This window comes from Halorubrum zhoui, assembly GCF_051194155.1.
GTDB lineage: Archaea > Halobacteriota > Halobacteria > Halobacteriales > Haloferacaceae > Halorubrum.
This window is the reverse complement of record NZ_JBLZNJ010000008.1, coordinates 27986-52651: the sequence shown is the minus strand read 5'-3', so window position 1 is coordinate 52651 and position 24666 is coordinate 27986. Positions and strand designations below refer to the sequence as shown.

At 67.9% G+C, this 24666-nt stretch carries 19 protein-coding genes; 15 read left to right on the top strand and 4 right to left on the bottom strand.

The window, feature by feature from the left end:
- Positions 1–167: 167 nt before the first annotated feature.
- Both dnaK and tpiA read right to left on the bottom strand, forming a co-directional pair.
- On the bottom strand, positions 168–2060 hold the full coding sequence (dnaK, locus tag ACNTAO_RS11695; protein ID WP_435162203.1) for a molecular chaperone DnaK: 1893 nt from the start codon (positions 2058–2060) through the stop codon (positions 168–170).
- Between the two features lie 186 nt (positions 2061–2246).
- Positions 2247–2891: a triose-phosphate isomerase gene (tpiA, locus tag ACNTAO_RS11690; protein WP_435162202.1), complete on the bottom strand. Its 645-nt coding sequence runs from the start codon at positions 2889–2891 to the stop codon at positions 2247–2249.
- 149 nt (positions 2892–3040) lie between these two features.
- Here tpiA and ACNTAO_RS11685 point away from each other — a divergent pair, with 149 nt between their 5' ends.
- Entirely contained in the window at positions 3041–3766 is a 726-nt protein-coding gene (locus ACNTAO_RS11685) for a DICT sensory domain-containing protein (RefSeq protein ID WP_435162201.1), read from the top strand.
- Positions 3767–3804: 38 nt separating this feature from the next.
- On the opposite strand, the gene ACNTAO_RS11680 is transcribed toward ACNTAO_RS11685, so the two are convergent.
- Complete coding sequence (locus tag ACNTAO_RS11680) at positions 3805–4332, bottom strand: multiprotein bridging factor aMBF1 (protein ID WP_435162200.1); 528 nt, start codon at positions 4330–4332, stop codon at positions 3805–3807.
- Positions 4333–4529: 197 nt separating this feature from the next.
- Between ACNTAO_RS11680 and ACNTAO_RS11675 the strand changes: the two genes are divergently transcribed.
- The 4 genes from ACNTAO_RS11675 to ACNTAO_RS11660 all read left to right on the top strand — a co-directional run bounded on the left by ACNTAO_RS11675 (position 4530) and on the right by ACNTAO_RS11660 (position 10246).
- A complete protein-coding gene (locus ACNTAO_RS11675; protein ID WP_435162199.1) occupies positions 4530–5288 on the top strand; it encodes a hypothetical protein in 759 nt (252 codons plus the stop codon).
- 78 nt (positions 5289–5366) lie between these two features.
- Positions 5367–7229: a DEAD/DEAH box helicase gene (locus ACNTAO_RS11670; RefSeq protein WP_435162198.1), complete on the top strand. Its 1863-nt coding sequence runs from the start codon at positions 5367–5369 to the stop codon at positions 7227–7229.
- A gap of 65 nt (positions 7230–7294) precedes the next feature.
- Positions 7295–8986, top strand: coding sequence for a thiamine pyrophosphate-binding protein (locus ACNTAO_RS11665; RefSeq protein ID WP_435162197.1), 1692 nt, complete (start codon positions 7295–7297; stop codon positions 8984–8986).
- Positions 8987–9049: 63 nt separating this feature from the next.
- Positions 9050–10246, top strand: coding sequence for a DUF418 domain-containing protein (locus tag ACNTAO_RS11660; RefSeq protein ID WP_435162196.1), 1197 nt, complete (start codon positions 9050–9052; stop codon positions 10244–10246).
- Positions 10247–10499: 253 nt separating this feature from the next.
- Here the strand turns inward: ACNTAO_RS11660 and ACNTAO_RS11655 are convergent, their stop codons facing one another.
- Positions 10500–12326 (bottom strand): bacterio-opsin activator domain-containing protein, encoded by a 1827-nt coding sequence (locus tag ACNTAO_RS11655; RefSeq protein WP_435162195.1) that lies wholly within the window; start codon positions 12324–12326, stop codon positions 10500–10502.
- A 368-nt stretch (positions 12327–12694) separates the two neighbouring features.
- Here ACNTAO_RS11655 and ACNTAO_RS11650 point away from each other — a divergent pair, with 368 nt between their 5' ends.
- The 10 genes from ACNTAO_RS11650 to ACNTAO_RS11605 all read left to right on the top strand — a co-directional run bounded on the left by ACNTAO_RS11650 (position 12695) and on the right by ACNTAO_RS11605 (position 24561).
- The gene (locus ACNTAO_RS11650; RefSeq protein ID WP_435162194.1) at positions 12695–13720 is read left to right on the top strand and encodes a 4Fe-4S dicluster domain-containing protein; all 1026 of its coding nucleotides are present in this window, start codon (positions 12695–12697) and stop codon (positions 13718–13720) included.
- Positions 13721–13724: 4 nt separating this feature from the next.
- Entirely contained in the window at positions 13725–14996 is a 1272-nt protein-coding gene (gene nrfD, locus ACNTAO_RS11645; protein ID WP_435162193.1) for an NrfD/PsrC family molybdoenzyme membrane anchor subunit, read from the top strand.
- Entirely contained in the window at positions 14993–18247 is a 3255-nt protein-coding gene (locus ACNTAO_RS11640) for a molybdopterin-dependent oxidoreductase (RefSeq protein ID WP_435162192.1), read from the top strand. Before nrfD ends, ACNTAO_RS11640 begins: the two co-directional genes overlap by 4 nt.
- Positions 18244–19014, top strand: coding sequence for a TorD/DmsD family molecular chaperone (locus tag ACNTAO_RS11635; RefSeq protein ID WP_435162191.1), 771 nt, complete (start codon positions 18244–18246; stop codon positions 19012–19014). Before ACNTAO_RS11640 ends, ACNTAO_RS11635 begins: the two co-directional genes overlap by 4 nt.
- A gap of 3 nt (positions 19015–19017) precedes the next feature.
- A complete protein-coding gene (locus ACNTAO_RS11630) occupies positions 19018–20100 on the top strand; it encodes an Mrp/NBP35 family ATP-binding protein (protein WP_435162190.1) in 1083 nt (360 codons plus the stop codon).
- Positions 20101–20107: 7 nt separating this feature from the next.
- Entirely contained in the window at positions 20108–20752 is a 645-nt protein-coding gene (mobA, locus tag ACNTAO_RS11625) for a molybdenum cofactor guanylyltransferase (RefSeq protein WP_435162189.1), read from the top strand.
- A 116-nt stretch (positions 20753–20868) separates the two neighbouring features.
- A complete protein-coding gene (locus tag ACNTAO_RS11620; RefSeq protein ID WP_435162188.1) occupies positions 20869–21048 on the top strand; it encodes a hypothetical protein in 180 nt (59 codons plus the stop codon).
- A gap of 96 nt (positions 21049–21144) precedes the next feature.
- Positions 21145–21927: a sulfite exporter TauE/SafE family protein gene (locus ACNTAO_RS11615; RefSeq protein WP_435162187.1), complete on the top strand. Its 783-nt coding sequence runs from the start codon at positions 21145–21147 to the stop codon at positions 21925–21927.
- Between the two features lie 86 nt (positions 21928–22013).
- On the top strand, positions 22014–23690 hold the full coding sequence (locus ACNTAO_RS11610) for a thiamine pyrophosphate-binding protein (RefSeq protein ID WP_435162186.1): 1677 nt from the start codon (positions 22014–22016) through the stop codon (positions 23688–23690).
- A 151-nt stretch (positions 23691–23841) separates the two neighbouring features.
- Complete coding sequence (locus ACNTAO_RS11605) at positions 23842–24561, top strand: SDR family NAD(P)-dependent oxidoreductase (protein WP_435162185.1); 720 nt, start codon at positions 23842–23844, stop codon at positions 24559–24561.
- The last annotated feature ends 105 nt before the right edge of the window (positions 24562–24666 follow it).

Here is a 24666-nt window from a genome sequence, read left to right as displayed (position 1 = left end):
CGTTGCGTTCGATAGTGTGTGGTCGTGGCTGAGTCGTGTTAAACGGCGCGGCCTGTCTGGTGCGTCTTCGCACACCGCGCGTCGCTTCGGGCCTCGGGTCGCGTGGCGTCACAGTGCTCCCGGCTCGTCTTCGCCACCGCGCAGTGCCCGGTGGCCGTCGTAACCGACTACTCGTCGTTCTCGTCGACGTCCTCGAAGTCGGCGTCGACGTACTCGTCGTCACCGCCGTCGGCACCGGGACCGGCCGCCTCGCCCATCCCGCCCATGCCGCCGGGGCCGGCGCCCGCTGCGCCACCCGGACCGGCCTGTGCGGCCTGCTCTTGGTACATCTGCTTGCCGATCTCCTGGAGTTCTTCGGTGAGCGCCTCGGTTGCCGCCTCGATCGCGTCGGTCTCGGCGTCGTCGTCTTCGAGCACTGCCTCGACCTCCTCGATAGCCGCCTCGATGTCGTCGACGAGGTCCGCCTCGAGGTCCTCCTCGTTCTCGTCGACGAGCGTCTCTGCCCGCTGGATCGTCGTCTCTGCCTCGTTGCGCGCCTCGATGCGCTCGCGGCGCGCTTCGTCCTCTTCGGCGTGTTTTTCGGCCTCTTCTTGCATCTGTTCGATTTCCTCATCAGAGAGGCCGGCTCCCCCCTCGATGGTGATCGACTCGGCGTTGCCGGAGCCTTGGTCTTCGGCCTCGACGTTCACGATCCCGTTCTCGTCGATGCTGAACGACACCTCGATCTGTGGCGTCCCGGCGGGCGCCGGCGGGATGCCGGTGAGTTGGAACGCGCCGAGGAGCTCGTTCTCGTCTGCGATCTCGCGTTCGCCCTGGAAGACGCGGACGTTGACCGACGTCTGGTTGTCGGCCGCCGTGGTGAACACCTTCGACTCCTCCGTCGGGATCGTGGTGTTCTTCTCGATGAGCCGCTCGAAGAGCCCACCTTTCACCTCGATGCCGAGCGAGAGCGGTGTGACGTCGAGCAGCACGATGTCGTCGACGTCGCCGGAGAGGACCCCGCCCTGGACCGCCGCGCCGAGCGCGACCGCTTCGTCCGGGTTGACGTTCTTTTTCGGCTCCTGGCCAGCCAGCGCTTCGACCTTGTCGACGACCTGCGGCATTCGGGTCGACCCGCCGACGAGGATGACCTCGTCGATGTCGCCCGTCGAGTAGCCGGCGTCGGAGAGCGCCTGCTCGGTTGGCCCGACTGTCCGCTCAAGGAGGTCTCCCGTGAGGTTCTCGAACGTCGCCCGGGTGACCGACTGTTCGAGGTGGACGGGACCGCTGTCGGTCGCGGTGATGAACGGGAGGTTCACGGTGGTCTCCTTCTTGTTCGAGAGTTCGATCTTCGCCTCCTCTGCGGCGTCTTTGAGCCGCTGGAGCGCCTGTCGATCCTCTCGGAGGTCGATGCCGTGGTCGTTCTCGAACTCGTCGGCGAGGTGGTCGATGAGCGCCTCGTCCCAGTCGTCGCCGCCGAGGTCGTTGTCGCCGTTCGTGGCGACGACCTCGTAGACGCCACCGCCCAGGTCGAGGACGCTCACGTCGAAGGTCCCGCCGCCGAGGTCGTAGACGAGGACGGTCTGATCTGACTCGTCGTCGAGTCCGTACGCCATCGACGCGGCCGTCGGCTCGTTGACGATGCGTTCGACCTCGAATCCCGCGATCTCGCCGGCGTCTTTCGTCGCCTGCCGTTGTTTATCGTTGAAGTAGGCGGGGACCGTGATTACGGCCTTCTCGACGTCGTCGCCGAGGTACTCCTCGGCGTCGCGTTTGATCTTCTGGAGGATCATCGCCGAGATCTGCTCCGGCGTGTACTCGTCGTCGCCGATCGCGACCGTGTGGTCGTCCTCGCCCATGTGGCGTTTGATCGACTGGATCGTCCGGTCGGGGTTCTGGACGGCCTGATTCTTCGCCGGCTTTCCGACCAGCCGCTCGCCGTCGTCGGAGAAGGCGACGACGGACGGCGTCGTCCGATCGCCCTCCGCGTTCGAGATGATCTCGGGCTCGTCGCCCTCCATCACCGCGAAGGCGGAGTTGGTGGTACCGAGGTCGATACCGAGGATCTTGTTGGTCGCCATCTTACCTACGATTACCGGCTTGTGTCGGTTAAAGGTTACTAGACGCGCCGAAACGCCGGTCGAGTCGAGGTCGGCGCAGTCTATCGATTTTGTCGATCGTGTGAACCGCTCACACCGATGTATTTATACAGACCCGCAAACGCACCTCCGCGGGAGTCGCGTGACGGGTCCGGTGACTGGCCGCCGTCACACCCCGGCGACGAGGTCTTCGAGCACCGCCTCGGGGTCGTCGGCCTTCGCCACGCCGGACGCGAGCAGGACGCCGGACGCACCGAGTTCGCCGGCGGCGTCGACGTCGTCCCCGGTGGAGACGCCGGCGCCACAGAAGACGTCGACGTCGCCGTCGACCGCCGCAGCCGCGTCGACGGCGTCCTCGACGATGCCCGGGTCGGCCGTGGCGACCGAGACGTCACCGCCTATCAGCGCCGGCGGCTCGACGGCGACGGCGTCCGGCGCGAGCGCCGCGGCCGCGCCGACCTGTGCCGGATTGTTCGCACAGACGACCGCCTCGAGGTCGGCTCGCTCCGCCGCCCGAACCGAGGCGTCGACGTCGGCGAGCTTCAGCCGGTTCTCCGAGTGATTGATGAGCGTCCCGACCGCGCCGTTTTCGGCGACGGCCTCGGCGAGGGTCGAGCCGGTGTGTGAGCCGTGGTCGTTCGGCGAGACGTGTTGTGCCCAGGTCTCGACGCCCGTCTCCGCGACGCGGGCGATGTCGGCGGCCTGTGGCGAGACGGCGATGCGAACGCCAGCGGCGTCGGCGACGTCGCGGGCGGCGGTCGCGACCTCGATCGGATCACACGGGTACGCCTTGAGGTTCACCAGGATGAACATACAGGTGGTACTCGGTCAGGAGTACCATAGGTTGATCGTTCGTCACCGGCTGCACTCGACGCCCGGACGGAGCGCTCGCAGTGAACACACTCTTATATCCATCGCACGAGATACCGTCACACGACCGCGAACCCACGGTCGTCGCTCTCATGTCCCTGATCGAGATCATCGCCGGCGTCGAGGCCCGAGAGGCCACCTTGACCGTGTTCGATACCGACCCGGCCGTCGCGGAGACGCTCACAGACCACTTCGCGGACCGGAACCTCGCCGTCGTCGGTGAACGGACCACGCACGGTCCGAGCGGATACGCCGTCTTAGAGCGCGACGGGGAGTTCGTCACCGCCGTCTCTACCGACGAGCTGTTGCCGTCGCCGAGCGAGCGCGCAGACGGAGACCGCGTCGGGGAGCCGATCCTCGACCGCCTCGATGAGACGTTGTTCACTTCGTACGCGCGCGCGGACATGGTCGCCGCCTCGCGCGAAATCGAAGACCGGGCCTGGCGCGTCGGCGACGGCGAGTTACACGCCGGGTTCCAGACGCTCGACGTGCTGACCGGTGAAGACGACATCTACGACGCACTCGGCGGCGAGGCGGACCTCGACGTCCACGCGTACGCCGCCGCGGAGGGCGACCCGCCGGCGGCAGACCACTACACGGTACACATCGGTGAGACCGCCGAGATACGCGAGACGTGGTTCGTCGCCTACGACGGTGGCGGCCTCGACACGGCGAAGTGCGTGTTACTCGCCGAAGAGCGCGAGCCGGGAGGCTTCTACGGCTTCTGGAGTTACGACCCGGAGACGGTCGACGACGTCATCGACTACTTGACGGAGCGGTACGGAGCGTCGACGCCGCCAGACGACGCGAGGGTGTGAGACCGGACGTCGCGGTCTCGCGGGGGAGTACCGCGGCGTCACTCCTTTCGTTTGACCACGTCGCCGAGCGTCATCGTCCCGGCGTCGCTCGTCTCCCACTCGGCGTCGACCTCCTCGCCCTCGACGAGCGAGATGTCGAGTGCGCGCTCGAGTTTCCGCTGGATGTCGTCGGTCGGGAGAGTGTCGCCGCGTTCGAGCTTCCGGATCAGGCTCGCCTTCTCGTTGAGGTCGTCCGCAAGCGCCTCCTGGCTGAGGCCGGCGGCCTCTCGTGCGGATCGAATCCGGTCGTCGTAGTCGGTGGCGATCTCGTCCATCGTGTCGAACATGTCGCGACGACGGCGCCCGTCGCTGCTCTCACCACCAGACGAGCCACCCGACGAGGAGCCGCTCGATGGAGTTCCACTGCTCGAACTCGTCGAGTACTTGCTTCCGCTGGTGCTCGACGGCTCCTCGCGGACCTCCGTTCCGAAGTCCGCACAGGAGCTACACAGCTCCAGCTCGGCGCCTTCGACCTTCGTCGTCGTGAGCGAGGCCTGCTCGGCACCACACATTTCACACTGCGGCATAGCCTGCGCTAACACAGCCGGTGATATAAACCATACGCCGAGCCACGGCCGTCTCGTTCACACTGCGGCATAGCCTGCGCTAACACAGCCGGTGATATAAACCATACGCCGAGCCACGGCCGTCTTGGGACGACCGGGCGGCGCGACGGTCGACAGCGCCACAACACACATATGGATTCCCCTACAGGTGGTAGGTAGTGGCATCCCGACAGAGCGGGCCGGGGAGCGACTGGGGCTCCCAGCCCGGATCGGCGACGCGTCGGACCGAGCCATCGACCGTGCCGACCGACGGCGACCAGACGACGCGAGGCGCCCAGCCCGCGTCGACGCCGTCGTCGGCGTATCGATATCGCCAGCCGTGGCGACCGGACGCACCTGGCGGTCCGGCTCGGTCCGCCGACCCGGGTCGTCCGGACGAACCCACGCGCCGAACCCCCGAGGACCCGCCGCTTCGCGACCCCGGACTGTACGCGCTCACCGACCACTTTCGAGAACGACTCAGACAGCCCGGTCGGTACGTTTCGACGCGAACGGTGAGCGCCGCGATCCGTCGTGGGCAGCTTCGGTGGAACCGAACCGACGGCTGGCGGTTCGCGGTCGTCGAAGACGGGATCCGGTTCGTGGTCGTCGTCGCCGACACCGAGACGGCCTCGCCGGTGGTGGTGACCGCCTGGACAGAGGTCGCAGACCGGTCAGTCGCGCTCGAGGCGGGACGGTTCGACCGCGTCGACGTCGACACGATCGCGGTCCGCGCCGCGTTGAGTGAGTCCGCAGAGACGCGTATCCCGGAACAGATCCGCCCACGAACCGTCCCGCGCCCGTTCGTCGTCGGCGGCCACCGGCTGACGACCGACGCCGGCGACTCGGCAGTGCGATGTACCGACTGCGGCTGCCGATTTCAGTCGAAACGGGCGATCACGACGCGGGGTTGTCGCGGCGCTCCGCAGGGTCGCTGAGCCGCGGCGGGACCGAACGGCGCTGCGCCCTCGGGGGCAGACGCTACGCATATTCGTCTCGCGACCGAAACGTCACCGATGACAGACGACAGCACCGCCGGGCGCGACGACGCCGACCGCGACGGTGACGTCGCCGTCGACCTCGACCGTTTTCACGAGGCACTCGAAGCCGAGGAGCGCCCAGTGGCGACTGCCAGCCAGATCGCCAGGCGTCTCGGGACCACGCAGGCTGTCGCCCGCGACGCGCTCGACGGGCTCGCCGAGCGCGAGGACGCACAGCGGCTCGACGTCGAGGCCGACCCAGTGGTGTACTATCCGACCGAGTGGGGCCGGCTGGCGAACCGAGAGCGAATCGTCGTGTTTCCAAGTCGGCGAGAGATCGTCGTCGACCACCCAACGCAGTTCACCCGCGCACAGCTCTCACAGGTCGCCCGGCTCGTCGACACCACCGGCACCGAGCCCGGTACCCGTGGGTACCTCTATCGAATCCGTCAAGAAGACGTGTGGGCGGCGCCGTTCGCCGACGTCGACGCGCTCGTCGGGCGGCTACGGTCGGTGCTGCCGAGACGGTTCGAACACCTCGAGTCGTGGGTACGCGACCAGTGGGGTCGCGCACACCAGTTTCGGCTGTACACCCACGAGGACGACTACGTCGTGCTCGAGGCAGCCACGGCGTCGCTGTTGAGCAACGTCGCCGAGAGCCACCTCGAGGACGGCGAGCTCAGAGCCCCGATCTCGGATACCGAGGCGTGGGTCGACGCTGACGCGGTCGCGAGCGTCAAACGGACCCTCTACGACGCCGGCTACCCCGTCGAAGACGACCGGGAGCTCGAGACCGGCGATCCCGTCGAGATCGCGTGTTCGACCGAGCTCCGACCCTACCAGGAGACGTGGGTCGATCGATTCCTCGAGACGCGTGCCGGCGTGTACGTCGGTCCGCCAGGGTCGGGCAAGACCGTCGCCGCGATCGCGACGATCGCGGCCGTCGGCGGCGAGACGCTGATACTCGTCCCCTCGCGCGAACTCGCCAACCAGTGGCGGGCGGCGCTGCAGACGCACTCGACGGTCGACTCCGGCGACGTGGGCGAGTATCACGGCGGCGAGAAGACGATCCGACCGATCACGATCGCGACCTACCAGACGGCGGGGATGGACCGACACCGACAGCTGTTCGACTCCCGCCGGTGGGGGCTGATCTGCTTCGACGAGTGTCACCACATCACCGCGCCCGTATTCAAGCGGTCGGCCGAACTGCAGGCGAAACACCGCCTCGGGCTCTCGGCGACGCCGGTTCGAGAGACCGGCAGCGAAGAGGAGATATACACGCTGATCGGCCCACCGATCGGCGCCGACTGGGACGCGCTGTTCGATGCGGGGTTCGTCCAGGAGCCGGAAGTCGAGATCCGGTACGTCCCGTGGCGCGACGAACTCGCACGCAACGAGTACACGAGCGCCGACGGGCGCGAGCGACGTCGGCTCGCCGCTGAGAACCCCACGAAGGTCGCGGAGGTCCGTGATCTGCTGGCCGAACACCCGAACAAGCGGTCTCTCGTCTTCGTCGAGTACCTCGACCACGGCGCGGCCATCGCAGACGCGATCGCCGCGCCGTTCGTCAGCGGTGAGATGCCCCACGCCGAGCGCTCGACGTTGTTTCGGCGGTTTCGAGACGACGAGGACGAACTCGCCGTCCTCGTCGTGTCGCGCGTCGGCGACGAGGGGATCGACCTCCCGAACGCCGAGTTGGCGATCGTCGCCTCGGGGCTCGGCGGCTCCAGACGGCAGGGAACCCAGCGGGTGGGCCGTACCATGCGTCCAGCGGGCTCCGCGCTCGTCTACGTGCTCGCGACGCGCGGCAGCACCGAGGAAGCGTTCGCCCGTCGCCAGATGCAACACCTCTCTCGAAAGGGCGTTCGCGTTCGCGAGACGACGCTTGCAGCGTGACCGTTCACCCCGCGTGTCCTCCATCGGAGCGAAGGATTCAACATCGGGTCCGTCGACCTCGGGGTATGTCCACCGATACCACGCAGCCGACCGTCGGCGAGGCGGTCGTCGACTGTCTGCTGGACCACGGGATCGACACGGCGTTCGGGATCCCCGGCAAGCAGACGCTCCCGTTTAACCGGGCGTTCGCCGACCGGGACGCGCGGTTCGTCGTCGCCCGTCACGAGACAGCCGTCACGCATCAGGCGTGGGGATACGCCGAAACCGGCGGCTCCGGAGCGATGGCCGCGACCGTCGTCGTCCCCGGCCCCGGCGACATGAACGCGACCAACGGGCTGAAAAACGCCACGAACGACTGTGTCCCGTTGATTCACCTCGCGGTCGAGACCGAAGCCGACGTCCGCGGCGGCGACGGGATTCACGAGACTCCGCCGGAGACGTACGACACGGTCGTGAAAGCCAACGTCCTCGTCGAGTCGCCCGCGGGGGCCGTCTCGGCGGTCACCGAGGCGGTCCGCACCGCTCGTGAGCATCCGCAGGGGCCGGTGCGCGTCGGGATTCCGAAAGACGTACTCGCGAGTCGCACACCGCAGGCGACGCCACCGGTCCGCGAACCGGCTGCGCCTCCCGCGCCCGAGCCGGGCGCGGTCGACCGCGCGTGTGCAGTGCTGCGTGAGGCGACGGCCCCCGTCGTGGTTGCCGGCGGCGGCGTCAGGCGATCTGGTTCCACGAGCCGGCTTCGGACCGTCGCCGAGCGACTCGACGCGCCGGTGGTGACGACGTACAAGGGCAAAGGCGTCCTCCCCGAGACGCACCCGCTCTCGGCGGGCGTCCTCTGTGGGGGCGCGAGCACGGAGCTCCGCGCGCTGCTCGCCGAGGCGGACGTTGGACTCGTCGTCGGGTCGGACCTCGACGCGGTCGCGACCGCGAAGTGGTCGGTATCGATGCCGGAGACGCTCGTGCACGTGACGCTCGACGGCGACGACGTCGGCTTCGGCTACGAGACCGACCTCGGCGTCGTCGCCGACGCCGATCGATTTCTCACGGCAGTCGACGAGCGCCTCGCCGCCGACGACGCGACGGGGAGCGAGTCAACGTCACCCGGTGAGGCGCGTGCCGAAGCCGTCCGAGAAGCTGACCGGGACCGGCTCTCGGCGGTCGCCGCCGACCGAGACCAGGGTGCGCCGCTTCGGTCGGTCGAGGTCCTCGAGACCGTTCGGGAGGTCCTCCCGTCGGAGGCCGTCGTGTCGGCCGACGCCGGTGGCTTCCGGCTGTGGACGCTCGTCTCGTTTCCAGCGGCCGGGCCGACCGCGTACGTCAACCCCGGGTCGTGGGCGACGATGGGAACCGGCCTGCCCGCAGCCATCGGCGCGAAGCTCGCGACTCCGGACCGAGAGGTGGTCGCGTTGACCGGTGACGGTGGGCTCATGATGTGTATCCACGAACTCCACACGCTCGCCGCCGAGGCGATCGACGTCACAGTGGTCGCGTTGAACAACGACGACTACGCGATCATCAGCGAGGAGGCGGCGCGCTCGTACGACTTCCCGGATCAGGCGTACGGCTGGGGTGAGACGGCTCTCGACCTCGCGTCCATCGCCGAGGGGATGGGGGTACACGCCGAGCGAGTGACCACCCAGGCGTCCCTGGCCGAGGCGATGGAGTCGGCCCGGAGCCGCGATGGGCCGTCGCTCGTCGAGGTGCGGACCGATCCCGGCGAGCCACAGGCGAGCGAGTGGATGACCCGCGAGCGCTGAAGGCCGTCGGTGTCTCTCGATGCAATCACGAAGCTATTCGGTTCTGGGTCTCAGAACACACCTGTGAGCGACGCCGACGTCCCCGCGCCGACCCCACCGGCAGACCGAATCGTCAGCCTCGACGTACTTCGGGGCGTAGCCGTGCTCGGGATCCTCGTCATCAACGTCCGGGTGTTCTCGATGCCCGAGACGACGCTGCTCAACCCGACCGTCTACGGCGACTTCACCGGGGTGAACTACTGGGTCTGGCTCATCGGACACGTCTTTGCCGAACTGAAGTTCATCACGCTCTTTTCTGCGCTCTTCGGCGCCAGCATACTGTTGTTCGTCGACCACAAACGCCGCAAGGGACAGCCGGCACTGCGGCTCCACTACCGGCGAACCGTCTGGCTCATCGTCATCGGCCTCGGACACGCCTACCTGCTCTGGTACGGCGACGTGCTCGTCGCCTACGGACTGTGCGGGCTCGCGCTGATCGCCGTCCGCGACTGGGAGCCGCGGGCGCTGGCCGGCCTCGCGACGGTCTTACTGCTCGTGGTTCCGTTGCTCGAGGTGTTCGCCGGTCTCACCGTCGGCGGCCAGGCGATCGCCGCTCAGTGGGCGCCGTCCGAGGCGGCCCTCCGCGCCGAGGTCGCCACCTACCGGAGTGGCTGGATCGAACAGCTCGACCACCGCGTGCCGACGGCCTTCTCCAGACAGACGACCGGATTCCTCGGGAGCACGTTCTGGCGGGTCGGTGGCACCGTCCTCCTCGGAATGGCACTGTACAAGTGGGGCGTGTTGACCAACGAGCGGACCACTCGGCTGTACCGCTGGCTCGTCGTCGGCGGGGTCGTCGGGGTCGCGGTCGTCCTCGCCGGGGTGTGGTACATCGAAGCGAACGCGTGGCGGGCCGACGCGGCGCTGTTCTGGAGACAGTTCAACTACGTCGGCAGCCTCCTCGTCGCGGGCGGGTACGTCGGCGCCGTCACTCTCTACGTGCGAGCCAGACCAAACGGGCGGCTCACGCGAGCGTTCGCAGCCGTCGGCCGGACGGCGTTCAGCAACTACCTCCTCCAGAGCCTCGTGGCGACGACGGTGTTCTACGGCCACGGACTCGGCCTGTTCGGATCGGTGAGTCGATCCGTGGCGTTCGGCCTCGTGGTCGCGTTCTGGGTCGCCGAGGTCGCCCTCTCGGTGGTGTGGCTCCGTCGATTCCGATTCGGCCCGGTCGAGTGGGTGTGGCGGACGCTGACTTACGGCCGCCGACAGCCGATGTGAGATACGAGGCGACGGCTGCCGGGTGCGCCGTGGCCGCAGTCGGCGGCAGCGGGTTCGGGAACGACCCGCTGGATCACCGCACAAACGATGTCCATGCTCACCTCAGCATCGCGCTGAGTGAGCACGCGCGGTGGCAGGGGCCCGACGCACGCTCTTTTTGCGGTCGGCGTACCACGGCCTGACTGTGTCGTCAAGGCGTACGCCGGTGCCGGCCGGTCGCCGCGACGCACCAATCGTCACGGGTCGTCACGCGTCAGCTCACGGCCGTCCGCGTCAGTTCGAGCTGATTCGTGACGGTCCCGCCGAACAGTTCCTCGAAGAGTTTTCGTTCTGCGGCTCGCAGGTGTTGGGTGAACGTCGCCTGTGAGATGTCCATCATCTCGGCGACGTCACTGCCGCTGTGCGTCCGTGGCCACTCGAAGAATCCCGCGAAGTAGGCCGTCTGTGCCGCCTCCCGCTGGCGATCGGTCAGCAAAGACTCGAGCGTCGCTCGGAACGCGGCTTCGGTCTGAACGTCTCGTTCGGTCTCCCGCTGGGCGACGAGACTCAGGCCGTCGTACTCCGTCGTGAACGCGTCGACGACTGTCCGGATGTCGTTCGAGCTGGCGACCTGCGCGCGGAGGCGGCCGCGGCCTCCGGTGAGCGCCAGCGACTCGATGCTCGCACCGTACTGCGCCAGCGTCGAGACGAGCGAGGTGTCGTCGACGGCGAGCCTGAACACCGCGCGCTCGTCGTACGTACACACGTGCTGGACGTCGGTGACGTGTGTGGCCGCCGTGACGTGGTCGGCGACGGCCGCCGGTGCTGCACCCTCGACCGCCACGTACTGGGCGTGTGCTTCGCCGCTGTCTGCGGCGACGTGTTCGAGTTCGACGTGACAGTCGAGCGTCGCAGCGAGGGTCGCGAGCGGCTCCGAGATGCCGGTCAGCTCGAACTCGAGTTCGGTGACGCGGTCGGACGCGAGCGTCTGCTCGCTCTCCACGCTGTTTATTGCGTCCGCGACGGTCTCTCCGAGTTCGGCGAACACCGCCCGCCCGATCCGGTCGAACGCGTCCGCGTCGGTGGCGACGACGACGATGACGCCGTACTCGGCGCCGCGATACGCGAGTGGAACGACGACCGCACTCGACGCGTCGGACTCACCGAGTGCGGGCGATTCGACGTGCGTTATTACCGGCGTCCCCTCGTCGACGGCCACCTCGGCCGGCGTCGGCGTGGCGGCACAGAGCGACTCGACGTGGTCTTCGAGCGTCTCGGCGTCGGTTCCCGCCCACGACCGGGGCGTGACGGTGTCGTCGACGAGTCCACGACCGCCGATCCAGGCGACGTCGAAGGGGTCGGCCGCAGCGAACTGTTCGCACACGGCCTGTTCGAGTTCGTCTCGTGTCGATGCGGCGACGAGCTCGCGGTTGACGTCTCGGAGCACCTCGTTGGTGGCGTTGAGCGACGCGAGTCGTTCGTTCTGGGATTCGATCTGTCGTTCGCGGTTACGTCGTTCGGTCACGTCGTGTTCGACGGCGACGTAGCGCTCGACGGTGCCATCCTCGCTCGTGATGGGTGCAATCGTCGTGTCGACCCAGCAGCGTTCGCCCGACTTGCGCCGGTTGACCATCTCGCCGTCCCAGACGGTGCCCTCGCCGATCTGCTCCCAGAGCTCGGCGTAGAACTCGTCGTCGTGCTCACCCGACTGCCACAGTTTCGGATTCTCACCGACGACCGTCGACCGGTCGTAGCCGGTGACCGACTCGACCGCCGGGTTCGCGTACTCGATCGTCCCCTCGGTGTCGGTGAGGAAGATAGCGTGGCCGGCATGTTCGATCGCCTTCCGGAAGCCGCGGAGCCGCTCGTTCGCCTCCTGGAGCTGCGCTTTGATCGTCGCCTCCTCGTCGACGTACGTCGAAAGGTAGTAGACCGTGAGAATAGTCAGGACGCTCACCACGAGCCCAGGCAGCTCTTCGAGGCCGGCACTGGTCGTCTGCATGGTCAACGCCTGTCTGAGCGTCATGAACGAGAGCAGAAGCGTGAGGAAGCCGAACCGACGGTCGCGGGTCCGCGAGAGCAGCGTGAGCGAGTAACCCACACCGATCAGCCGGAGGCAGACGGAGAGAACGATGATCCAGTTCATGCCGGTACAGCGTGAGGACTCGTCTCGGTATCCCCAGCGAAATCGAGCAGGGCCCGTTTGGGGCGTCGGTGCGACGATGACATGCGCCCGGCTTGTGCGTCATTCCACATAAACTGTCCTGCTGGCCGCTGTCGACCGGTCGAACTGCGGCGACCGGTGTGTCCCAAACAGTATTGGTAGCCGGATGGTGGGGTATCTCGGCATCTCGAGCCGGTACAAACAATTTAGGTAGCACGCTTTGGGGAGGACGGTCCGTACGATTCTGTGTATGAACGACGAACCCGTCCGGTCGGCCCCCGTCGACGGACACTGGGGTGATGGCGATGAGTAGTGCAGACCGCTCGGAACCGCTGCCGGGCGTCCCGAACGTGAACCGCGCCGACCTCGACGAGATGGTCGAGAACGAGCGGGTCGACCCGCGCGAGGAGCTCGCGGACGTCGACGCCGACACCGACCTCGGAATCGAGATGGCCGAAGACGCCCAGCGCGTCGCACGCGGTGAACTAACGGGTGACGACTTCTGGAACAAACACGACGCGGCCGCAGCGTCCGAGTTCGGCGAGGAGTATCGGGCAACGCCGAATCCGGCCGTCGACTCGGGCGACCAGACGATCTCGTCGCCGACCGCCGAGTCGCTAAGCTGCTCGGTTGGGTCGATGGACTCCGTCACATCGGAGTCGGCGTTACAACGAGACGAGTCCGGAATCGGCGTCGGTGACGAAAAGTGGGGGATGGTGATCGACTTACAGAAGTGTGTCGGGTGTGACTCGTGTACGGTCGCGTGTAAGGCCGAGAACCGCACGCCGCCGGGCGTCTCGTACAACGTCGTCATGGAAGAAGAACACGGCGAGTTCCCCAACGTCACGCGGACGAACGTCCCCCGCCCGTGTATGCAGTGTGAGAATCCGCCGTGCGTGCAGGTCTGCCCGGTCTCGGCGACGTACTCGATGGACGACGGCGTGGTAAACATCGACTACGACCGATGTATCGGCTGCCGGTACTGCATCATCGCGTGCCCGTACGGGGCGCGATACTTCGACTTCGGCGACAACTACGACGACGAGGTCGACGAGGCCGGCGAGGTCACGAGCCCAGAGTACGGCGTCGACCGGGGCAAACGGACCGAGGGCGACTCGCCCATCGGGAACGTTCGAAAGTGTAGCTTCTGTACGCACCGCCTCGAACGCGGGGAAGAACCCGCCTGCGTCGAGACGTGTATCGGTGACGCCCGAAACATGGGCGACCTCAACGACCCCGAGAGCGACGTGGCACAGATGGCCGAATCGACCAGAGCGATGCAGCTGAAAGAGGCGGAAGGGACCGACCCCAACGTCTACTACCTCAAGTGAACCCATGGCAACCAAACACACTGCGTTCGAGTTCTCCCCCGGCTTCGAAGACGGGCGGCTTCGCGTCGCGTGGTACGCCTTCGTCGGCCTGCTCGTAGCAGGCGGCGCCTACGCCGCCTACCTGCGGCTGACACAGGGAATGGCGAGCACGAACCTCACGAGCATCGTCCCGTGGGGAGCGTGGGTCGCCTTCTACATCTACTTCGTCGGCCTCTCTGCGGGGGCCTTTCTCGTGAGCACGCTCGCGAACGTCTTCGACGTCGGCAAGATGCACCGGATCGACCGCGACGCCCTCTTCGCCGCGATAATCAGTATGGCCGTCGCCCTGCTGTTCGTCTGGATCGACCTCGGTCGGATGGACCGGATGTACTACCCGTTCATCTGGCGGCAGTTCACCTCGGCGCTCTCGTGGGAGGTGCACGCGTACGTGGCGTACATCGGCATCCTCGTCACGGAGCTGTACTTCTCGATGCGGATCGACCTCGCACGGCTCGCGACCGAACTCGAGGGGCCCCGCGCGAAGCTCTACGAGTTGCTCACGCTCGGTCGGACCGACACGGGCGACGCCTCGCGAGCGTTCGACACTCGGTGGCTCAAACGGGCTGGCATGGTCGGCATTCCGCTGGCGATCTTTACCGTCCACGGCGGCACGGGCGTGCTGTTCGCGGTTTCGAAGGCGCGGCCGTACTGGAACAGCGGTCTGTTCCCGGTGATATTCATTATCTCGGCGTTGTTGAGTGGGACGGCGCTGGTGATGATGCTGTACGTGCTCCGGACGCGACTGTTCGACGGCGAGCGCGTCGATGCCGACCTGCTCGAACAGCTCGCCCAGCTGCTCATCGCGTTCATCGTCATCGACGTCGCGCTCACCGCAGTCGAGGGGCTCATCGCGTTCAGCAGCCTCCACCCGCACGAGGTCGAGACGTGGCTCATCGTGTTGTTCGGTGAGATGTCGTGGTCGTTCTGGTGGTTCATGGTCGGGTGCAGTTGGGTGTTCCCGATGGTGTTGTTGAGCAAGCGGTCGTGGCGTCGGAGTCCACCGATCATGACGCTCGCCGGGTTGCTCGTCGTGATCGGCGTCGTCGCGGTCCGGTTCAACATCGTGATTCCAGCACAGATTCTTCCCGTGATGGAGGGACTCCCACACGGGTCGTACTTCCCGACGCTCGTCGAGTGGGCGACGAGTATCGGCATCATCGGCGTCGGCCTGCTGCTTTTCACCATCGGTGCAGAGCTGCTTCCGCTGACGCCACTCGCAGGAGGTGACCACGAATGAGCACTGACGACGGCAACGACGGGACGGGTGTATCGCGACGTGACTTCTTCAAGGCCGCGGGGAGCATCGGGGTCGTCGCGGCCGCCAGCGGGGCGGCCGTCGACGCCGACATCGGCGACCTGTGGACGGACGACACGAACCACTACGTGGGCGACGACTACGGCGAGTACGGCGCCGAAGACGTCATCCACACGACCTGTGGACAGTGTAACACGTTCTGTCCGATCAAGGTGCGACTCGACGAGGGCAGCGGTACCGGCGAGTACAGCTCGCTCGTGCGGAAGCTCGCCGGAAACCCGTACTCGTTCTTGACCACCCAGCCGTTCGCACAGGTGCCGTACGAGAGCGATCCCGAGGCGGTCGCGACCGGCGACCTCGAGGGAACCGGTGACGTCGCCGACGACCGCTGGGCGCTCTCTGGGGGCCGGATCTGTCTGAAGGGGCAGGCCGGCATCCAGACCGCCTTCGACAGCTACCGGGTCCGCAAGCCGATGAAACGCGTCGGCCCGCGCGGCTCGGGCGAGTGGAAGACGATCTCGTGGGAGGAGGCGATCGCGGCTATCGTCGGCGGCGACGACGAGCTCGGGCACGACGGACTCGAGTCGATGTGGGGGTACGCGCCCGAAGACGCCGTCATGAGCGACTGGGAGGCCGTCCAAGACGGCGACATGACGCAGTCCGCGTTCGACGAGAAGTGGGGCGACGACCTCATCGACACCGACCACCCCGACCTCGGCCCGAAGGCCAACCAGATCGTCGACGTGGGCGGCTTTCGCCGGAACTTCATCCGGAGTCGGCTCTGGCACCAGGGGCTCGGCTCGGTGAACAGCATCCACCACGCCGGCGTCTGTGGCGTCTCGAGCGTGATGGGGAACGTCCGCTCACACGACGCGAAAAAGAAGCGGCAGTACCCGGACGTCGAGAACTGTGAGTACCTCCTCGTGTGGGGGACCAATCCGATGGTCGCCAACAAGGGACCGACGTGGCTCGCACCGAAGCTGACGAACGCCATTCAAGACGGGATGCGAATGGACGTGGTCGACCCACGCCTGTCGAAGACCGCCGAGAAGGCCGACACGTGGGTGCCCGTCGAACCCGGCGCGGACGGAGCGCTCGCGCTCGGGATGGCGCGGTGGATCCTCGAGCACAACCGGCACGACGTGAGCTACCTGCAGAACCCCGCCGAGTCGGCCGCGGCGGACGACGACGAGCCGACCTGGAGCGACGCGACGCACCTCGTGCTCGTCGACGAGGAGGCGAGACCGAAGGCGCGAGCCGCCGACCTTGGGCTGGTCGATGCCGACGCAGCGACCGCCGACGACTACGTGGTCGTCGACGCCGACACGGGCGATCCCCGTCCGGCCAGCGAGGTCGACACGGCCGTGCTTGACGTCGACGTACGCGTCGGTGGTACCGCCGTCCGCAGCGCCTGGAGCCTCTATCGCGAGCGCGTCTACGAACACACCGTCGAGGAGTACGCGGATATGGCCGGGGTGCCGGCCGAGCAGGTCGCCGAGCTCGCAGACGAGTTCACGAGCCACGGCAAGCGCACCGCGATCATGCAGTACCGCGGGCCGGCCAAACACGGCAACGGGTTCTACAGCACGCGGGCGATCGCCACGCTCCAACACCTCATCGGCAACTACGACTGGAAGGGCGGACAGATCACGCCGTACGCGGGCTTCGCCACCACCGGCGGCCGCTACGACCTCGCGACCGTCCCCGACGCAAACCAGTCGTGGGGGATCCCGATCCTCCGCGGCGGGGTGAACTACGAGGAGACGACGTTGTTCGAGCGCGACGACGGCTACCCGGCGAAGCGGCCGTGGTTCCCCGTCGCCCCGCCACAGGCGACACAGGAGCTCTACGGCAGCGCCAAGGACGCGTACCCGTACGGCGTCGAGGCGCTGTTCATCCGGCCGTACTCGAACAACCACGTGATGGCGGCCGCCGGCGGCGACAAGATACCGCCAATCCTCGAGGACACCGACGCTATCCCGCTCATCGTCGCCTCGGATACGGTCATCGGCGAGACGAGCCAGTACGCCGACTACATCCTGCCGGAGCCGACGTACCTCGAGCGGTGGGAGAACTTCGGGACGTACCCGAACAAGCGGCTGGCAGACGAAAAGATCAGTCAGCCGGCGATCTCGGTCGTGCCGGACGCGCGGCCGTTCGAGGACGTGTTGATCGACCTGTGGAAGGAGCTGGACCTCCCGGGTGTCGGCGAGGACGCGATCGTCGACGCGGAGGGCGACGCGTGGCCGCTCGAGCAGGCCGAAGACTTCTACCTGAAGCTGGCGGCAAACGTCGCGTACGACCGCGACCCGGTGCCCGACGCGAGCGCCGAGGAACGACGGATCTTCCGCGCGAGCCACGAGAAGGGGCTCGGTGACGCGTTCGACATAGAGCGATGGCAGGCGGCGGTCACGGACGAGGAGTGGGCGAAGGTGGTCACCGTGTTGAACCGTGGCGGACGCTTCGAGGAGCCCGCAGACGACTACGAACGCGAGTTCGCACGGAACGGGCACGACTACGACTACGCCGAGCGCGCGGACGGCTCGAACGCCTACGAGGGCGAGCACATGCGCTACAAGCTCGAGTCGCGCGTCGACTTCTACAGCGAGGCCGTCCCGACGGGCAAACACTCGTACACGGGCGAGCGATTCGACCCGCTTCCGCGCGTCGACGACGTCGAGCACTACGACGGGACAGTCCAGGCACCGGTCGGCGAAACGCCGGACGATGGACTGCCGCTCCGGCTGATCAACTGGAAGCCGCGCAACCAGGGGATGCACCGCACCCAGAACAGCCCGTGGCTCCGCGAGACGCGCCCAGAGAACCCGGTGTGGATCAACCCACAAGACGCCGAGACGCGTGGCATCGAGAACGGCGACGACATCGCCATCGACGCCGGGCGGCGGACCGTCGAGGGCGTCGCGATGGTCACCGGCGGCATCCGCCCCGGTGTCGTCGGCGCGATGTGGGGGTGGGGGCGGACCGCGAATGGCGCGACTCCGGAGACGATTGACGGCGAGACGCGCGAGCCCGCCGAAGTCGACGGTCACAGCCAGTACCGGTTCGACGTGCCGATGCACGAGGAGGCCGGGTACGCCAAGGGTCGCGACGCCGGCTTCGCTATCAACCACATCCAGCCGCTCGACAACGCGCTCGGCGACACGGGCCTCTCGGACCTCGTCGGGGGGAGCAACGCCCAGTACGACGCCTTCGTCGAGGTGGAGCGGCTGTGAGCCGGTCCTCAGACGGCGAGGAACGGCCGATCGGCGGCGACGTGCCGCCGGACGACCGCTCGATGGCGGACGCACGGGCCCGCGTCTACGGCCTGCTCGCAGCCACCTTCGACGGAGAGGCGACGACCGTCGCCCGCGCACTCGAAGCCGGAACGTACGTCACGCTCGCGGACGCGTTTCCGGTCGCCGTCGACACCGACGCGCTCTGCGGGTTCGGCGCGGGCGATGCGGTCGACGCCGACGCGTTGGCGATCGGCTACGATAATCTCTTTGTCGTCCCCGGCGACCACTACGTACCGCCGTTCGCCTCGGCACACGCCGTCGACCCGAGCGAGACGTTCGAGTCGGACTCGCGACACCACACCGCCGGCGAGGCGGGCGAGCTGCTCGGCGACCCGGCCGCCGAGATGGCACGGCTGTACGCTGCGGCGGGCTTCGACCCCGAACGCGGAGACGGCATCCCGGATCATCTCGCCGCGCAGTTCGAGTTCATGCGCGCGCTCTGTGAACGCGAGGCGACGATGCTCGACGACGAGCCCGACGATGCCGCCGATATGGAGGGTCTCGACCGCGTCCGAGCGCTCCAGGCGCACACGCTCGCTCAGCTCGGCTGGCTCGACCAGTTCGAAACGGCCGTCTCCACCCGCGACACCGTCGAGGGCGTCTTCGCCGCGCTCGCTCGACTCGCGCGCACGTTCGCCGCGTGGGACGCCCGTGACGGCGTCCGCGCCGACCCGCCGACGGCAGTCGACGTCACCACCGACTAACACATGTCACCACACGACACTATCACAGCGGCAGTTCGCGATCGACTCAGCGCCGTCGAGGATCCGGCGCTCGGCACCGACATCGTCACCGCCGGACTCGTCACCGACCTCTCGGTCGAGGGTGACACGGCCGCAGTCGAGCTCGCACTCGGCGCGCCGTACGCGCCGGACGAGCGGGCTATCGCCGATCAGGTCCGATCGGCCATCGACGGGCTCGGACTCGAGCCAGAGCTCTCGGCGAGCGTCCCGCGGTTCGACGAGGCCGAGGCGTCCGTCCTCCCCGGCGTCCGGAACGTCATCGCGGTCGCGTCCGGCAAAGGCGGGGTCGGCAAGAGCACCGTCGCGGTCAACCTCGCTGCCGGGTTGAACGCGCGTGGCGCCTCAGTCGGCCTCTTCGACGCCGACGTGTACGGGCCGAACGTCCCGCGGATGCTCGGCACCGACGACGACACCGAGGTCACGACCGTCGACGACGACGACAAGATCGTCCCGCCGACCGCCCACGGGCTCGAGCTCATGAGCGTCGGACTGCTCATCGACGACGACGACCCGGTCGTCTGGCGCGGTCCGGTGGCACAGAACACGCTCACCGAGCTGTTCACCGACGTCTCGTGGGGGGTGCTCGACTACCTCGTCATCGACCTCCCGCCGGGAACCGGCGACGTCCCGCTGACCGTCCTCCAGCACCTTCCCGTGACGGGAACCGTCATCGTCACGACGCCGCAGTCGGTCGCGGTCGACGACGCCCGTCGTGGGGTCCAGCTGTTCGCCGAGTACGACGCGAACGTCTTGGGGGTCGTCGAGAACATGAGCGCGTTCGTCTGCCCCGACTGCGGGAACACCCACGACATCTTCGGTGAGGACGGTGGGAGTGGCCTCGCAGACGCCGTCGACGTCCCGTTCCTCGGCACGCTGCCGCTCGACCCGGCGGTCAGAGCCGGAGGCGACGACGGCGAACCGATCGTCACGCGAGCTGGCAGCAGTGAGGCCGGGGACGCCTTCGAGACGCTCGCTGGGACGGTCGCGAACAAGGTCGGGGTGCTCCGTCGACACCACCAGCAGACGGCGACGAGCCAGAGCGACTGACCGTTCGATGACCACGTCAGAGGCCGGGTCGACGGGCGACGACCTTCGTGGTGTCGTGCTCGCCGGAGGTCGAAGCCGACGGTTCGGCGATCGAGACAAGGCGCTCGCGACGCTCGACGGGCGCACCCTCGTGAGCCGAGCGGTCGACGCCGTCGCGTCGCTCGCCGCTAGGCCGCCACTCGTCGCCGTCGGCACGGCGTCGCGGCGAGCGCTCCTCGGGTCGGGGATCGGCCGACCCGTGGAGTACGTCTTCGACCCGCCGGGAACCGGTGGACCCGTCGGCGGCATCCTCGCTGCGGCACGCGCGACCGAGGCGGAGCGGATCGCCGTCGTCGGCTGTGACATGCCGCTCGTCACGACCGAAGCGATACGGTGGCTCGCCGGACAGTCGGCCGACGCCGACGCGATCGTGCCGGTCGACGAGGGGGGGCAGCTCCAGCCGGTGTTCGCCGTCTACCGAACCACCGCGCTCACCGCAGTCGAGAGCCGACTGACGAGTGCGGCGTTGTTCGGCCTCCTCGACGAGCTCGACGTACACCGTGTCCCCGTCGCGTCGGCACCCACCGAAGGCGGGGTCGACCGGGCGCTCACGAACGTGAACACCCCCGCGGACCTCGAGCGACTCCGTGACGGGACGGACTCGCGCGGGTGACGCCGATTCAGGCGTCGACACGACGACGGCGGTTCGTCGGCGAGTGGCTCCACCGCGTGTGTAGTTCGGTTGCACACACGACGACGGTTTATATCGAGCCGCGTGGTGGGTCGACCATGACAAACTCCGTGTCGTGTCCCGAGTGTGGTGCCGAAACAGACGCCGCTGACGATCTCGAATCCGGCCCGACCGTGCCGGCGATCGAGCCGGACGACGACGGAACGATCTCGTTGTACGGGACCCGGGACCTCTTTCTTTGTTCGAACTGTCGGGCGACGCTCGGTGTCTCCCGGTAGCCAGCTGCGAGAGGCGTGGCGTCCGGGACACACACGAGCGAGCGTCTGTCGGCGGCCTCGACGCGCTGGGCCTCCGTCGGCCGGAGTAAGCACTCGATGATCGTCTGGACGCCCGTGTTCGCCGTCGGCGTCGTCCTGCTCGTCGTGGCCGCCGGCGCGCTCAATGGGATCGCGGGCTTCGGCTTCGCCGTCGTGGGGACGTTGGTGCTCGCCGCGGCACTCGATCCCGCGACGGCGGTGGCGTTCATGATCCTCCCGATGTTCGCGGTGAACGTCGCACTCGTCGGGGACCTCTCGAGACGTGAGTTGCGTCGCTGCGGGCGTCGGTTCGCGCCGCTCCTCGTCGCCGGGGTAGTCGGCACTATCGCCGGGATGGTGGTGCTCGACCGGCTGCCGGCGGCACCCGTACGGGTCTTACTCGGCGTGGTCGCACTCGGGTTCGTCGCCACCACACAGCAGGTCGTGCGGCTCCCGACGCTCTCGCGGGCCGCAGACCGCTGTGCCGTCGAGACGCCGATCGCGATGGCGGCCGTCGGGCTCGTCTCCGGAGTCCTCTTCGGTGCGACGAACGTCGGGGTACAGTTCGTCGCCTTCGTCCGAAGCTGTGACCTCTCCCACGGGCTCTTCGTCGGCGTCGTCGCGCTCGTCTTCGTCGGAATCAACGGACTCCGTGTCGCCGCTGCGGGCGCGCTCGGGCTCTATCCAGACCTCGGGCTCCTCCTCGCGTCCGTCGGCGGGATCGTCCCCGCGGTTGCCGGCGTCGCAGTCGGGACGCGTCTTCGCCCGCGGATACCCCGTCGGGTGCGACGGACGGTGGTGCTCGGCCTGTTGACGCTCATCGGCGGCCGACTGGTCCTCGGTGGACTCGGGGTCGTGTGAGCCGCCCTCGCGGCGACGTCGCCGCCTCGCCGGCCGCGACCGCCGGGGGCACAAACGGTTTACTCTGGCGGGTGAGAGAGTCGTATATGTCCCGAACCGGAGCGGCGTACCTGGTCGAAGCGCTCGCGGAGTACGGGGTAACTCGGGTCTTCGGAAATCCGGGGACGACGGAGCTACCGACCGTCCAGGCGGTCGCAGAGAGCCCGCTCGAGTACGTCCTCGCCCTCCACGAGGACGTCGCGGTGGGGATGGCAGCTGGCTACGCCACGACCCGACGGTACCACGCCCACCACGACGAGCGTGTCTCCCCGCTCGCGGTCACGAACCTCCACGTCGCCCCCGGGCTCGCACACGGGTTGAGCAACGTCATCGGTGCCGCCTTCACGGGGGCTCCAGTGCTCGTCACGGCCGGGAACTACCAGACCGACTTCCAGCACGAAGAACCGATCCTCCACGGCGACCTCGAGGCGATCGTCGACCAGTACACGAAGTGGAGCGCGTCGATCCCGTCGGTGGACGCGCTGCCGGCGATGCTCCGCCGAGCGGCGAGACAGGCGCTCACACCGCCGACCGGACCGGTGTTCGTGGAGCTTCCAGTAGACGTCATGACCGCGACGACGGACGCACCCGTCGAGCGACTCGGACCGATTCCGGATGCGGGTCGTGGCGACCCCGAGGCGGTTGCGGCCGCAGCCTCACTTCTCGTCGACGCCGACGAGCCCGTAATGGTGATCGGCGACGACGTCGCCCGGTCGGGCCCCGATGCCATCCAGGCGGCCGTCGACCTCGCCGAGACGGCGGGCATACGCGTCCACGGCGAGTACATCACCGCCGAGTCGAACTTTCCGACCGACCACGCCCTCTGGGGCGGGACCGTACCGGGTGCGGAGTCTGGGTTCCGCGAGACGGTCGACGGCGAGACGGTCTGTTTCGTCGGCTGTGGGTCGGCGACGACGTCGCTCGCACACGAGACCGATCTCCTCGCCGACGCGACGATCGTACAGATCGGCCCGAACGGCTGGGAGCTGGGCAAGAACTGGCCCGCGGACGCCTCGGTGCTCGGCGACCCCGGCCACGTCCTCGCGGAGCTCGTCGAACTCGTCGACGAGTCGCTCCCGGCAGCCGCACAGGCGCGTCGACGAGAGCGCGCTCGTGAGGCGGCCGCCGCTCAGTGGGAGTCGCGCCGACCGGCCGACCCGGACCCAGCCGACCCGCGTGCCTCGAAGGGAGAGCTGGGTGCCGCGATGGGCGAGGCGGCTGCGGACGCGCTGGTGGTCAACGAGGGCGTCACCTCCGGGGCGGCCGTGCGGTGGCACCTACCGTTGGGACCCGAACAGTGGATCTCGACGAAGAGCGGCGGATTGGGGTACGGCCTCCCGGCGGCGATCGGAGCCGCGATGGCGGAGGCCGAGCGGCCGGCCCCGCGCGACGTGGTCGGCTTCATCGGCGACGGCTCGTACCTCTACTATCCGCAAGCCATCTACTCTGCGGTGCGTCACGACGTGGACCTGACCGTGGTCGTCGCCGACAATCAGAACTACCGCATCCTGAAGGACAACACGCTCCGCGTGCTCGGCGGCGAGGAACCCGATCACGACTTCGAGGCGATGGAGTTCGACCCGCCCGCGGCGATCGCCGACGGCGCTGAGAGCTACGGGGCGACAGCTCACCTCGTCGACTCGCCGGACGAGATCGCAGACGCGATCGCTGCGAGTCGCGACCGAGACGGTCCGACCGTCCTCGACGTGCTGATCCACGACTGAGCGACGACCCGACGCCAGCAGACGGTTCATACCGCTGTGATCGCGAACTCGAGACAGGGTCTATCGAGACGGATGTAACACCTCCCAAACCCGCCGTTCGATCGGGGGCGCGGTCATCACGGTTTTGCCAGGGTAGGTCGTACAGAGAGGTATGGCTCGAACCGCGATCATCGCTGGTGTCGGTCCGGGACTCGGAGAATCGCTCGCGCGACGACTGGCCGCCGAGGGGTGTCGCGTCGCGCTGTTCGCCCGCTCTGAGACGTATCTCGAGGAGCTCGCGGCTGACCTCCCCGAACCCGGTGAGGGGCTCGCCGTCCCGACCGATCTCACCGACGTCGAGACGGTGCGGTCGTCCGTCGAGACGGTTCGAGAGGAATTCGGCCCCGTCGACGTGTTGATCAACCACGCGAGCAGCGCCGCGTGGAAGGGGATCGCGGACGCGAGCGTCGCGGAGTTCGAGCGGTCGTGGGCGGTCGGGGTTCGCGGGCCGTTCGTCTGCACGCAGGAGGCCGTCGAGGACATGCTCGAGACGGGCGGCGGCACGGTGATCTTCACCGGAGCGACCTCGGCGGTGCGGAGTCTCGGCGGTGCCGTCGGGTTCACCGCCGCGAAGTTCGCCGCGCGGGGGATGGCGATGGACGTCGCTCAGGAGTTCGGCGGCGACGGGGTCCACGTCGCACACGTCGTCCTCGACGGCCAGATCGACACGCCTGGGACGCGCGACCGCTACCCGGACCGCGACGAGACGACGTTTCTCGACCCCGACGAGATCGCCGAGACGTACTGGCACCTGATCGAGCGGGACGCCGTCGGGACACAGCCGTTCGAGGTCCACCTCACCAACGGGCCACAGAACACCGAGTTCCTGTAGATACAGGGTGTTATAGAACGAGTAGCACACCAAGGAGCAGGGTGAACGCGGAGGAGGATATCAATACGGAGTGAGGAGAGTTCTATGACGTCTTCAATCCAATCC